This is a genomic window from Providencia sp. PROV040, from assembly GCF_032706145.1.
In the GTDB taxonomy this organism is placed as follows: domain Bacteria; phylum Pseudomonadota; class Gammaproteobacteria; order Enterobacterales; family Enterobacteriaceae; genus Providencia; species Providencia hangzhouensis.
Window position 1 is genome coordinate 2,851,420 of the sequence record NZ_CP120530.1, and the last position, 12,097, is coordinate 2,863,516.

15 protein-coding genes and 2 pseudogenes are annotated in these 12,097 nt (G+C 40.3%); 4 read left to right on the plus strand and 13 right to left on the minus strand.

From position 1 onward, the window contains the following. Positions 1-140 precede the first annotated feature (140 nt). From P3L40_RS13100 to P3L40_RS13155, 12 genes and pseudogenes are all read right to left on the minus strand, one after another. Entirely contained in the window at positions 141-1,544 is a 1,404-nt protein-coding gene (locus P3L40_RS13100; RefSeq protein WP_206276644.1) for an AAA family ATPase, read from the minus strand. A gap of 112 nt (positions 1,545-1,656) precedes the next feature. Continuing rightward, positions 1,657-2,337 (minus strand): bacteriophage antitermination protein Q, encoded by a 681-nt coding sequence (locus P3L40_RS13105; protein ID WP_272693230.1) that lies wholly within the window; start codon positions 2,335-2,337, stop codon positions 1,657-1,659. Positions 2,338-2,369: 32 nt separating this feature from the next. Further along, a pseudogene (locus P3L40_RS13110) lies at positions 2,370-2,708 on the minus strand (DUF968 domain-containing protein); the annotation flags it as partial. Between the two features lie 197 nt (positions 2,709-2,905). Then, complete coding sequence (locus P3L40_RS13115; protein WP_110592026.1) at positions 2,906-3,292, minus strand: RusA family crossover junction endodeoxyribonuclease; 387 nt, start codon at positions 3,290-3,292, stop codon at positions 2,906-2,908. After that, the gene (locus P3L40_RS13120) at positions 3,277-3,681 is read right to left on the minus strand and encodes a hypothetical protein (RefSeq protein ID WP_110592027.1); all 405 of its coding nucleotides are present in this window, start codon (positions 3,679-3,681) and stop codon (positions 3,277-3,279) included. The genes P3L40_RS13115 and P3L40_RS13120 overlap by 16 nt, the downstream gene beginning before the upstream one ends. A 171-nt stretch (positions 3,682-3,852) precedes the next feature. Further along, positions 3,853-4,176 carry a hypothetical protein gene (locus tag P3L40_RS13125; protein ID WP_272693229.1) on the minus strand — a complete coding sequence of 108 codons (324 nt, stop codon included), beginning with the start codon at positions 4,174-4,176 and terminating at the stop codon, positions 3,853-3,855. Beyond that, positions 4,173-6,134 carry a phage N-6-adenine-methyltransferase gene (locus P3L40_RS13130; RefSeq protein WP_272693228.1) on the minus strand — a complete coding sequence of 654 codons (1,962 nt, stop codon included), beginning with the start codon at positions 6,132-6,134 and terminating at the stop codon, positions 4,173-4,175. The genes P3L40_RS13125 and P3L40_RS13130 overlap by 4 nt, the downstream gene beginning before the upstream one ends. Continuing rightward, complete coding sequence (locus P3L40_RS13135) at positions 6,134-6,382, minus strand: hypothetical protein (RefSeq protein ID WP_226616963.1); 249 nt, start codon at positions 6,380-6,382, stop codon at positions 6,134-6,136. Before P3L40_RS13135 ends, P3L40_RS13130 begins: the two co-directional genes overlap by 1 nt. Continuing rightward, on the minus strand, positions 6,379-7,512 hold the full coding sequence (locus tag P3L40_RS13140) for a replication protein 15 (RefSeq protein WP_272693227.1): 1,134 nt from the start codon (positions 7,510-7,512) through the stop codon (positions 6,379-6,381). Before P3L40_RS13140 ends, P3L40_RS13135 begins: the two co-directional genes overlap by 4 nt. Before the next feature lie 14 nt (positions 7,513-7,526). Next, positions 7,527-7,709 (minus strand): DUF4222 domain-containing protein, encoded by a 183-nt coding sequence (locus P3L40_RS13145; protein WP_048608719.1) that lies wholly within the window; start codon positions 7,707-7,709, stop codon positions 7,527-7,529. A gap of 282 nt (positions 7,710-7,991) precedes the next feature. Next, the gene (locus P3L40_RS13150; protein ID WP_125892341.1) at positions 7,992-8,450 is read right to left on the minus strand and encodes a YmfL family putative regulatory protein; all 459 of its coding nucleotides are present in this window, start codon (positions 8,448-8,450) and stop codon (positions 7,992-7,994) included. A gap of 76 nt (positions 8,451-8,526) precedes the next feature. Further along, entirely contained in the window at positions 8,527-8,763 is a 237-nt protein-coding gene (locus tag P3L40_RS13155; protein ID WP_096865218.1) for a transcriptional regulator, read from the minus strand. Between the two features lie 120 nt (positions 8,764-8,883). On the opposite strand from P3L40_RS13155, the gene P3L40_RS13160 reads away from it, so the two are divergent. After that, complete coding sequence (locus tag P3L40_RS13160) at positions 8,884-9,573, plus strand: XRE family transcriptional regulator (protein ID WP_272693251.1); 690 nt, start codon at positions 8,884-8,886, stop codon at positions 9,571-9,573. Here the strand turns inward: P3L40_RS13160 and P3L40_RS13165 are convergent. Next, positions 9,559-10,443 (minus strand): BRCT domain-containing protein, encoded by an 885-nt coding sequence (locus P3L40_RS13165; protein WP_272693226.1) that lies wholly within the window; start codon positions 10,441-10,443, stop codon positions 9,559-9,561. The genes P3L40_RS13160 and P3L40_RS13165 overlap by 15 nt on opposite strands. A 155-nt stretch (positions 10,444-10,598) precedes the next feature. On the opposite strand from P3L40_RS13165, the gene P3L40_RS13170 reads away from it, so the two are divergent. From P3L40_RS13170 to rdgC, 3 genes and pseudogenes are all read left to right on the plus strand, one after another. Beyond that, entirely contained in the window at positions 10,599-10,808 is a 210-nt protein-coding gene (locus tag P3L40_RS13170) for a hypothetical protein (RefSeq protein ID WP_272693225.1), read from the plus strand. 34 nt (positions 10,809-10,842) lie between these two features. Further along, positions 10,843-11,031 (plus strand): carbon storage regulator CsrA, encoded by a 189-nt coding sequence (gene csrA, locus P3L40_RS13175; protein WP_071548870.1) that lies wholly within the window; start codon positions 10,843-10,845, stop codon positions 11,029-11,031. Positions 11,032-11,178: 147 nt separating this feature from the next. Beyond that, positions 11,179-12,093, plus strand: a pseudogene (gene rdgC, locus P3L40_RS13180) (recombination-associated protein RdgC). Positions 12,094-12,097 lie beyond the last annotated feature (4 nt).

Sequence of the window (12,097 nt, forward strand, 5' to 3'; positions counted from 1 at the left end):
TGGATTCCTTAAATCATGCCAAGTTATGAATCAATTTTCTGATTCTAAACCAAACAACTAAGGTATCCAAATAAAAACCCCGCACAAATGGCGAGGTTTCATTTTATGAGCTAGGTGGTAACGTAATAACTCTTATCGTATCAGCGATTTCTTTTCGCATATTCTTTTGATAGTTCTTTTAGAAGCTCTTTTTCTTGCCTTTGTTGATAATCCACTTCAGCTTCAACCTGAGAAAAACTTTTACTAAACCTACTGTTGACCCTTGAATTCGCAGTTGGCTCATTGCTAGTAAAATTCTTCTGGAAGTCTAACTTAATCCCTCTAACTTCAGCATGCATACGAACATAACCTCTCAGCATATTTTCATTAAAGCGGTACCAGCCCTTCCTCTTACCAGCGAAAGCTGGAATTACAACGCCTCCATATTCTTCCTTTTTTAAATAAGAAAGTATTCTGCTGAATGCGGAGTCAGTCAAAGGACTAATTTTTAATTGCTGACACACATCTTGATATGACTGCCAAACGTCACCTTTTTTCCTTTGTAGATCTGCAGAGTCAGCAACAGCCCACAATACATATGCATACTGGGCATCTCTAGCCTCAGTAGCCTGATTATAGGATGACTTCAAACTTTGCTCAACCGACCTTACTGCACTATCTAATCCTTCAATAAACATTGCATAATTAACTTCTCTGATATCTTCTTCTCTATCAAAAATGTTAAATAATATTTTTTCACATATAATATGGACATAATGAGGAAAGCCATCACTTAAACCAGAAATTCTAAATTTTAGATCTTCAGGGATAAATATTCCAAACTCAGTAAAAGCTCTTTCAATTATATTAGCTCTTCCATCCCATGGTAGTGGCTCAAGCTTCAACTCGTGTATTTGTCTAGCGCTTGAGGCGTGCCCATGCAAGACCTCCTGAAATGACTCAGCTATGCCTGTAAATAATATTTTCACCTTGCATCGCCTATCACCAAGCTGCTTCAGCAACGTCCCAAACTTTTCTCTTTCTTCAGAAGCTTCTATACGGTCAAATTCATCAATAACAATATAAGGAACTTCTGAATGGATTCTCTCTAGGTGCTGTAAAGCATATACAGCGGAAGAAACATCGTAAATTTCGATATTCGTGACTTCTTTTGTGTTTTTATGCTCGAACTTTATTCCATTTCCAGCGAAACCAAGAGTAATAGTTGCAGACCAATCACTCTTTTTTTTATGACCATCAATAGCTCTACGCAATGCTTCGGAAATTATAGATTCTAATGTAGATTTAGAATCACAGCTCAATAAAATAGGATCGGCTTCTTCTTGTAATTGATATGCAACAGAATGAGCTAAAGATGATTTGCCAACTCCTCTGCTACCATAAATAAATGAATGTCTTCCCGGAGCCATTAGAGCATCCGTTATTTCATTAATTTGTTTATTGCGACCAAAGAGAAACTCAGGGCTATCAATAGGCGTAGACGGCCTAACAACCTGATACAAACGATTAAGGAACTCACTTCGCGATAACGATCCGATAGCCATTAAATCTCCTTGATAACAATATATGAGCCAAAGAGATAATAACAAAAAACCCCGCAATTGCGAGGTTTTATATATAATTTTGGCAACATACCAAATTGGCCTTAAATATGGCCTATTTTGTTGACTTTTGCAAGTTATGGTACCTATTTTTATTGATTTGTTTAAATCGCATACGCCCCATAGAAAGCAGTGCACATTTATCTAGTTCATAACATATTTGAAGCATGTCATCCCAATATGCTTGATAATTTTTACTCCAATTGTCACGTTCAACACCCACCAGCCGCGCTAGGTCAGTTTGTAAGTAATCACGACCAGTACAAACCTGAACAGATAACCAAACCAATGACCTCAATCTCTCTTTGACCTTTTTGGTTATTTTCTTACCTTTATGCTGTTTTTCAAATTCAGACCATATGTGAACACTAATATTAACCTGATGCTCAAATTTTAAACTATACCCATAACAATACTTTATCCATGAGTGTTGCTCTTCACTTAACGCATTGATAGCCCTACGCCATGAACACAGTAAGAAATCTTCATGGTCTATCATCGGCTTTGGAGTTCGGCAACTGCGAGTTTCCAATACATAAACTGGATCCGTATCACGGCAAACAAGGCGGCCATTTAATTCCAAATCCCTTTTTCTAATTCTTGGGGTTGTCCTAGTATCTGTTAACCCAAAATCTTCAAATGCTGCAAGTTGCCCCTTCGTTGCTACTCTTAAATTTGATGTAGCTACCCATGCCATATCGCTTAAATATTCCAAGTCATGCGCATAAATTGGCATATAAAACCCTCCACTGCGTTCCGCACAACGCATTAACCAAAAACACCCAGTGCCGCTGAACGGTCTAGGAATCGAAATAACAAAACCAACTGACTTCCGTGCTCCCTTTCCCATCCGTTTGGATCCTTATGCAACTCGCTGTGGTGAATGCGACATAATGGAATAGTGAACAAGTCATGGGCTTTAGTACCAGTTCCACCTTGCCCGTAACCTATTAAATGGTGAGCATCATCCGCTGTGGTGCCACAAACACAACACGGCTGTGATTTAACCCACTTAAGGTATTCATCGCTTGTCCAGCGTTTAAACTTTGGCTTTAGCATTAGGCTTGCTGGTGGCTCAGGATCGACGGTTAAATTTAATGCAGGTTTTGATATCTGTTCATCACCAACCAAATCGCTGAGGTATTGACCAGAAAAAGAGATAAGACCCGATGGTTGATGTTTTAATTCATCAGGTAATGTCGAGATCAGCATTCTGCCATTAAACAAATTTAGGCTTACTCCTGGTCTAAACATCACAGCATTAACTTCAGGAATAATGATGGGGGTTAATATCCATTGGTGATTCATGACATTTTCTCCACTTCTGCATTGAGGGGCCTTATTTCAATTTCAAATCGACCACCTTTTACTACTTCACACCATCGTATATCTACATGCCTTACTTGCTTGTCATCTTTCCATACGTTCGCATAGGTAAGGGCATCAAATGGCGCTTTTAAAAAATTATCTATGTCTCTTCTGTGATTAGTTGGAGGGTACATTTTCACAATGACAGATACATTTTCTTCTATCGCCACAGGTCTTTTGCGTAATTGCTGATATACCGCTGCTATTGCATTAGCCCGAAACGCACGCCCTTTCTCACTGATGATCATAGTGCCACGAACAGTCCGCCAGCACGCATTAACACTTGGAGGAAAAGGCAGTACGAGGATTAAAGATCTAGGCATATTTGGCCTCCCCCTGTAACTACGGAAAATGCCCTGCCATTTGTATTTAAATATTTACCCCAGTGTGCTTTTCGGATGATTTCAGCTTGTTCGATAGTAAAGCTCGCTTCACGCAAGCCACCCTTGTGACGTCGAACCATAAAGCCTTTTGCGTATAATGATTGGCAAATTGGGCAATAATCCACGGTATCCATAAATCCAGCGGGGCCAGAAAAAAAGATATTGCTCTGCCATGTTGCACACTCACGACACACTGGAGCATCGCAGGTATGATTTTTCCTTAGCGTTATCATATTGCCGTTTTCATCCTCATCGGCATCAAAACCAAGAACAAAATCACACAGCAAGGTTGCTTTACCACCACAGAACATGCATTTATTGCTAGCCATTCGTCACCACCTTATTCCAAATTGCTACTGCTGATGGCTTATCATTTACTGCAGGGCCTTTCGCCCCACAGCTATGACAATAAACATAAAACCAAGTGCGGTATTCGAGGGTTTGAATGTGCAGATCCTCGCTGCCACATTTACACTGGTGAATTTCTGGCATTTTGTTTTTCACTGCCTAACCCCCGTCAGCAATTCATCAAATTTCTGAACTAACGTGGATAACTTTGTCTCAGTAATAAAACTCGCTGAGTCGTTGTGGGAGCGAAACTTGCCCTCTTTTAGCATTTGCTCGCTATCCTCAGATACACGATAAAGTCCTTTTTCTACCTGATAAATCAAACCATAATTCAGCAATGACTTGATTATCGCTGTTGCGCCAGAGTGTTTTTTCATATTGAACTCGCTGAACAAATCATCACGACCAAAGGTTCTACCCTTAAAATGGGTAGTAAACTCCATATAACGACGCTTCTGTGAAGAATTCCCTATCATGCTGCCACCCCCATTTTTTTAGCTAACCATTGCGCTTGCTCTATAAACGCCTTACCGCGCTGTTCCAGTTCTTCTCTGCTGATGTAATCAAATGCTTTTCCATTCCATGTTTTATCGAATACAACTATTGCCCCGGCAAAGAATGCACCGGTTGGTTTTTGTTTTTCATCTGATGGGACAAACCACTTCGGAACGTCAAAACCAATCCGCCCACGGATAAAACAGATGTGATCTGCATTTTCTGGCCACCACACCTCACTCGTTGCCGCTTTCAATAAAAAGACATAGCGACCACCTAGCTCCCGCATTGCTGAAGCATGAGACATAATGTGACGAACACCTGTGATTGCCTGCTTTTCGTGATATGAGCTACGGGAGTACGGAGGGTTAGCAAAGGCAACACCACCAACTTCTTTTAACTTCGCTGACCAATCTTGAGTAAGCGCGTTATCTTCAGCAGTGTAAAAATGGGGAGCCTTACTATTTTCACCGTCAGTGAATAGGTCTAGGGTGAATGGGCCATAGATTGAATTAATGCCACACACGAGGTTTTCGGGTGATTGCCACTGATCCCCAATTTCATTTAATTTGTGTGTAGGCTGTAACTTCAACGCATTGAGCTTTTTAACGTAATCACTTTGCGGAATGGCCTGCGCTACAGCATTGCAAATACGCTCACCAATCCAACGCATGACCGGTACAGCCATAGAATTACCTAGAGCACGGTAGCGGTGACCATCTGGGCAATCATCAATAGATTTGTCTTTGAAAGGTACTTTGGTGTGATTGTCGGGGAAGCCTTGCAAGCGCTCACATTCAATAGGGGTTAATCTGCGTACGATGTTATTAACGCTAACACCGTGGACATCTATTTTAGTTAATGTGTATGAAATATCATCTTCATTGAAGCCGCTTCCTGCGGGTCCATTTTCAGGCTTGCGACCAATTGTATTGCCAGCTAATGCAATAGCGGGTTGCTGAGAGGCCTGTAAACAACCTACAGTTTCTGAACTAGCGCCAAGTGTTGATGATGTTTTTCCACCAGCTTGCGGGTTAAAGACAATTAAATCAGTCGCGCTTTTATCGTCACGGCTTCTTAACGTTGACGCTGAATCATCTGGGGTATATTGACCAAATGACTGTAAACGGAACGTATCAACCACATGAAAATCGCCAGTGAATGCTTCTTGGTTGCCTAACCAGTGTTTAGCACCACAATTTGCTAAGATGGCTCCTGTTACTTGATTGCCGCTTGCAAGGCATTCTCCAGCATCACTGGTAATTGCTTCTGCCTGCGTTCTGCTCGTCTCAATATCCCCTCGCATGCCTGCTTGCTCAAATAATATTTCTGGGACACTGATGTCTTTTCTAGCAGTTGCGACAACGAAGACACGACGACGTCGTTGGGGCACTCCGAAATATTGAGCGTCAAGGATCCGCCAGCTGATAGTTCTTTGTGGTCCAGACACAACACCAGCGTTTGACCATTTTCCCCCTGTTGGCTTAAGTTCTTCACTTTCTCCGGCAAGTCCAGCAAGAAAACATCCAAAGGCATTATCTTTACTACTGAGGACGCCAGGGACATTTTCCCAGACGATGATTGCTGGCTCTTTGCCTTCGTTTTTTCTGATTTCATCAATACAGTCCGCTAATTCAACAAATGATAAAGTTAATTGCCCACGCTCATCACTTAAGCCACCGCGTAAACCAGCGACGCTAAACGCTTGGCATGGAGTGCCACCCACAAGCACATCTGGCGCAGTTACTTCACCAACTTTCAATTTGTCAGCAATAGTGGTCATGTCGCCTAGGTTTTTAACTTCTGACCAGTGGTGATTTAATACAGCGCAAGGGAATGGCTCAATTTCACTAAACCACTCAGGTTTCATGCTTAATTGTTCCCAAGCAACGCTTGCCGCTTCAATGCCAGAGCACACAGATCCGTAAGTTAATGACATTAGATAGCACCCCGCTGCTGGTGGGATTTAACATACTCGCGCATATGCTTATAACGCTGCTGAACTTGAAAATGGTCAGCATGATGGTTTAAGTGGCGAAACTTCCTGCAAGTCACTAAATCACGACGGGATTGATTCCATCTGTTACGAAGCTTGCGAATAGTGCGCCATTTACGTAGTTGTTTGAACATGGCGATCATGCCTAGCACATCAACGCCATAGATTGTTTTAGTTTCACTACGCATCATGCTGTCACCTCTTTCGCTGCTTGTTCTGCTGCCTGTTGCCAAATACCTACCCACGCCTTGCGACCTACAAAATCCGACATGTTACGAACACCCTGCTTGCCCGCTAATTCAGCTGCAATTTCTTCAATGCGGTTTTTAGGAGTTAGCCTTGAACCAATGATCCGTGTGTAAGCATTGTCACGTTCTACGGGGTCAACACTCACTTTTTGTCCACTAGCGAACTTAACAATAACTTTTTCCCATTGCTCACGAAGCTTGGAGGGGCATAAAATGACTGAATGCCAGAAATCATCGAGGGTAATGCGCTTGTAAAGTTGGCAAATTTCCTTGTGGCTGCGCCCATCAATTTCACGCATCAGTCGAACTGTATTCGCCCATTCAGTGAAGTTAGGCTTATCAGGCTCACCAATGCCACGCTCTTTGAATAGCCATTGTTTCCGCTCAAATAGCCATTGGGCGCACTCTAGGTCTTTTTCCGTTCCCCATTTTTTGAAGTTAGTGCTGTAAATCACCGCCTCTGGGTAACGATTTAAAAAATCAATTTTTGACTGGTCGCTGGATTCGCTAGAATTCTGCGACGAAAGGGATTTATTGATCTGTAAGTTATTATCTGAGTTAAGATCTGTATAAAGATAGGAATCCGTATTTTCGACGTTTCCATGATTCTGCATTTCTGCGGTTTCCATTCCGCATTTTCGACGATTGGATTCGTCGATTTCGACGTTTCCATTCCTCACTTTCGACGTTTCAGAAATTGCAGGAAAAATCATTGAGATAAGTGCATCACCATCTAATCGATAGTGCGTTACTGGAGTGCCGTTTACTTTCTTAGTCTTAGTTTCAATGATGCCGGGGAAGTATTTTTTACGTAATTTATCCACCAGCCGACGAGACTGTTCTTCACCTGATAGCCCTTTAATTTCATCAGCAAGATCTTCATGGCTCTTATAAAACCAACCATCATCCGCACTCGATGCAACACCAGACCAAAATACCAATTGGTTCAGTATTGCAGCCAATGCATGGGCTTGCTGATCGCCCTTAAAAAACTCAAGGTAAGGCACAGGAATAACAATTACGTTTTTATGCCCTGACATTGCTTGCACAACATCAAATGTGTTAGTTGCCATACCTATCACCACTTTTAATCTTCGACTTCTGTGTAATCACGTTGAAATAACCAAAGTGGAACAAAGCACCGATGTGGATAATTGCCCCACATGAAAATGACCCGTTTTTGGTACGGATCCCACTCAATGACTTTAACGACGATGCCGCGCCTATCTCGGAAGTAACGGTTAAGGTTTTTATGCTTTTCATTGCTCACTAACCTCTCTCCCACTGCGGAAATAGTATTTAGCCCAGCTATCTCTTAGGGCTTTGCTATCTACAAATTGTTGTTCGGTCTGGTAGTTGCCCGACTCGTCAGCTGACGTTATGATCTCTACATATTGAAACGGACCACATTTTGATATTGGTAAGCAGCGAAATTGCTTTTTATGTTGAAATTGGTTTAAACTGCTCATGCTAGTTACTCCACACAAGTTGTTATTAGCACCCGACGCCTCGGAGCGCATATCTGGGGCGTCAACCTTTCTAGCTATGCTCATCATCGTTTAATCCCATAAACCGTTTTTAATGACTCAATAAACCCTGCAGCATACCCAAACACCTTTGCTAACTTGCGATCTATTGCCTTAATTTCCTCGTCAGTAAGAACGCCATCAGAAATGCTGTTTTGAATCAGTACAGATAACGCACCTTGCATAGCGCCAAGATTCATGCGTATTTCAAAAAGTTCGACTGTATCTAAATTCTCAGGCTCAACTTTAGTTGCAGGAACCATCGAGTGACGATCCATGTGATATTCCACCAGCAACTTAGTGCCTGATAATTCTTCAATCGCTTCAAGCTCATCATTTTCAAAGAAACGACAGCCGTTTTTCTCATACAACTTGTTATTGAATGTGGTTTCAGAAATACCTAATGCACCAGCCATGGCTGAACGACCACCAGGGAATGCTTTACACATTTCTTTCACGACTTCTTTTAATGTTTGTTTGCACATATCTACAATTCCGTTGTTATTCTTGTAGTTAACTTAGCGACTTTCCTCTGATAAATTTGATAACAACTTTTAATTGTTATGGATATAAATCAGGGCGTAATTTACTTCTTGAAATACCTGACGCCTGCTCGACAACAAGCACTTTATCGGCGGGAACTCTTTTATTTCTGTTGAGCCAATTCCATATTTGTTGTTGTTTTACTGGTTTATTTAGAAGCTCGCTAATACGCTTTGCTAACTGCGTTTGTCCACCAGCTGCATTTATTGCGGCCTGCAATCCAGTAATGCATGATTCATTGGTTACGTGCACCATAACTCCCCCTAAGTTGTTATTAACAACTTTATATTAATCCAGAATAACAACTTTGACAACTTTTAGATGTTGGAAACTTCAACACTTAAAGTTGTAAAATACAATTACGAGGGAGGGAATATAATGTCGATAGCTAAAAGGTTGTTAGAGGCAAGAATAAAAGCAGGAATGAGCCAAGCGGATCTTGCTGAGAAAGTTGGTGTTAGCCAACAATCAATACAAAAAATCGAATCAGGCCAAACTAACGCTCCTAGGAGAATTGCTGACATTGCTAAGGCAGTAAATGTTTCCGCTCATTGGCTTCAATTTGGTGTTCACGACGAAAATGGAAAGAAGACCGACTTTGAAGTAAAAGAATGGGAGGATGTTTCTGTATATAGTGATGCTGATTTTGTGGATATACCAGTGCTAGATATTGAACTTGCCGCTGGTTGCGGGGCTAATGCTGAAGTTGTTGAATCGGAAGAGTACACATACCCATTCCGTAGGGATGAGCTACGTAAATACGGTGTTAGTGCTAGCAACGCTAGAATCGTTAAAATAATTGGCAATAGCCTTTACCCAGTACTAAATAGCGGTGATCTGGTAGCTATTGATATTAGCAATAAAAAGATTAAAGATGGTGATCTTTACGCTATAAGGGATGGGGTGCTGTTGCGTGTAAAAATTCTCGTATATAGACCCGACGGCGGGCTTATCATACGGAGCTTTAATAAAAATGAATACCCTGACGAGCAGGTACCTAGAAGTGAGTCTGTCGTCAGAGTTCATGTAATTGGCAGGGTTTTTTGGTCATCAAGAAGCTGGTAAGTATTTCATTAAGATATCTTCAGTCGTAATTTTCACGCTGGACTTACCGCTATCTCTATCATCAATGGCTTTTTCTATTTTTCTTCCGTGTGTTGAATATCGCCAGTCTCGTGAGGATAACCCTCCGATTACTAAGTAATCTGTAGACTGGGTCACCCTATCAGTAACGGAGCCTCCAGCATCTTCTATCATTTTTGATACAATAGACCTTTTGCCTAAAACAAAGTTTCCTGTTAGGCAAAAAGACGCTCCGTATAGATCTAGGGAATCAATTTCGTCGCATGGTAATTGACATGATAGCCCATCAACAATCCCAGTATTTAAATCCGTGCCTGAAAAGTCAACTAAAGCTTTATATAGCAAATCGCTTTCATTTTGATCTATAACCCCATCTTCCTTGATTGTTTTAACTAGTTGATATAAATGCTTTCCGGGATAATTTCTTTTCAACATCCCATTTTGAGTTAACCACCAATCTAAGTAGTTAATTTCATCTATACTTAAATCTTTGTCTGCCACAATCCCTTTGCAGAGCCCATTTAACAGATTAATATCTGACTCTTTAGAATACAAATCAACATTAGGCATGTCCATTATAGCCCGCTGCACATCTAATAGCGTCTGCTTTATCTCTTGCCTTTCTTCGGCCGTTATCACTCCATCCTCTAAAACCCTTGATATCCTCTCTTGTAAAAGCATTACAAATGGATTGCTAGAAATCACTTCAGAATCGGAGAGCCATGTCGTGATATATAAAATCTCAGAATCTGATAGTTCGCAATCGGACAAAACACCATCAATAATCGAAATCAGGTTAGCAAATAACTTGTCTCGATTTCTTTTGTAGTTGAAAGCCGGGTTGATGTTCATAGTTTCTCCTATTTATTTGTATATCCTTTAATTTTCTTTAAATTAAATCAAACAACATAAAGTTGTTGACAAGGACATTAAATACAACTAAATTACAACTTAAAGATGTTTAGGTGAAAACAATTAATAACAACTTTCATTAATAAGGTCAGATTATGCAAACCAATTCAAATGAACCAATCGTTACTTTTAGTGTGCCAATGTCGCAGGATGATGTGCGCGAGTGGATACTAGAAAAAGCCAAACAAATTAATAACCTGCAAAAACTACGCAACGAGCGTGATGAGCTGCAATCTAAACTCGAAAAGCTCGACGAAGAAATTGCAGAGTGCATGGATATGTGTGAGGTTACTGTTAGTGCTTAACAGGATTCAATTGTGTGGAGTACTTAGTATGGGAATGCTTATTTTAACTCGTCGAGTCGGTGAAACTTTAATGATTGGTGATGATATTAAAGTCACTGTTTTGGGGCTTAATGGAAACCAAGTGCGGATTGGTATTGAAGCACCAAAAGATGTTGCTGTACATCGTGAAGAAATTTATCAGCGTATCTTAGCTGAAAATAGTATTGCCACTGCTAGTGATTGACCCTTGTAGTTTTTGGCGGTGTTGTGCCGCCCTTTTTCATAATACATAAGGCCACTGATATTCAGTGTTCATACTAGGTAAATATATTCATTATTTCTCAGTGGTCTTATTTATTGTGTGGAGTTAATTATATTTAAGGATTATCACATGAGTGCTTTTAATGTTAAAAACCTAATTATTTATCGGATAACTCGCGATATTGATTTTAATAATATCGAAGAGCAGTTATCAAATTTAAAATATGAGCCTTGCGGTTCACTTGATATGCAACGTTTTGGTTTTATTCCACCGCTTGGCATTGGTAATTCTGATTGTTTGACTCATAAAGTTAATGACCAGATGCTTATATCTCTTTTTAAAGAAGATAAAATGCTACCAACTCCTGTTATCAATAATGAGTTAAATAAAAAAATTGAGAAGCTAGAAGCAGATCAGGGTAGAAAATTAAAGAAAGCTGAACGCCAAGCCATTAAAGATGAAGTTATTCAGGAACTGCTACCTCGTGCATTCTCTAAGCATACCCGTTTCGATGTGTGGGTTAATCTTACTGATGGCTTTATTGCTGCGCTAGTATCGTCACATCGACGTGCTGAAGATTGTTTTGCAATGATACGTAAGGCTCTTGATTCTCTGCCTGTCGTACCGTTAACGATGAAAGACCCTATTGAATTAACGCTAACAGAATGGGTTAGAAGCGGACAATTACCAAAAGGCTTTGTGTTTGGTGAACAATAAGAAATGAAAGCCATCCTTGAAGAAGGTGGAATTGCTAAATATACTAAACAAGACTTAATTTCTGATGAAATTCAAACGAATATTGAAGCGGGTAAATTAGTCACTAAATTATCATTAGGTTATGAAGATAGAACTACTTTCTGTATTGATGATAGTTTTGTTTTATCTAAGATTAAATTTGACTCTGCATTTTTAGAAACTAATGATGATATCGAACGAGAAGATTATAACCAACGCTTTGATGCTGATTTCTTCTTAATAGTCTCAGAATTAAATATTTTAATAAAAGCATTAATTGATTCACTTGGCGGTGAAGCCAATATTTAAATAA

Coding starts and splice junctions, on each gene's coding strand:
- P3L40_RS13100 (WP_206276644.1), bottom strand. CDS start 1,544: ATGGCTATCGGATCGTTATCGCGAAGTGAGTTCCTTAATCGTTTGTAT.
- P3L40_RS13105 (WP_272693230.1), bottom strand. CDS start 2,337: ATGCCAATTTATGCGCATGACTTGGAATATTTAAGCGATATGGCATGG.
- P3L40_RS13115 (WP_110592026.1), bottom strand. CDS start 3,292: ATGCCTAGATCTTTAATCCTCGTACTGCCTTTTCCTCCAAGTGTTAAT.
- P3L40_RS13120 (WP_110592027.1), bottom strand. CDS start 3,681: ATGGCTAGCAATAAATGCATGTTCTGTGGTGGTAAAGCAACCTTGCTG.
- P3L40_RS13125 (WP_272693229.1), bottom strand. CDS start 4,176: ATGATAGGGAATTCTTCACAGAAGCGTCGTTATATGGAGTTTACTACC.
- P3L40_RS13130 (WP_272693228.1), bottom strand. CDS start 6,134: ATGTCATTAACTTACGGATCTGTGTGCTCTGGCATTGAAGCGGCAAGC.
- P3L40_RS13135 (WP_226616963.1), bottom strand. CDS start 6,382: ATGATGCGTAGTGAAACTAAAACAATCTATGGCGTTGATGTGCTAGGC.
- P3L40_RS13140 (WP_272693227.1), bottom strand. CDS start 7,512: ATGGCAACTAACACATTTGATGTTGTGCAAGCAATGTCAGGGCATAAA.
- P3L40_RS13150 (WP_125892341.1), bottom strand. CDS start 8,450: ATGTGCAAACAAACATTAAAAGAAGTCGTGAAAGAAATGTGTAAAGCA.
- P3L40_RS13155 (WP_096865218.1), bottom strand. CDS start 8,763: ATGGTGCACGTAACCAATGAATCATGCATTACTGGATTGCAGGCCGCA.
- P3L40_RS13165 (WP_272693226.1), bottom strand. CDS start 10,443: ATGAACATCAACCCGGCTTTCAACTACAAAAGAAATCGAGACAAGTTA.
- P3L40_RS13170 (WP_272693225.1), top strand. CDS start 10,599: ATGCAAACCAATTCAAATGAACCAATCGTTACTTTTAGTGTGCCAATG.
- csrA (WP_071548870.1), top strand. CDS start 10,843: ATGCTTATTTTAACTCGTCGAGTCGGTGAAACTTTAATGATTGGTGAT.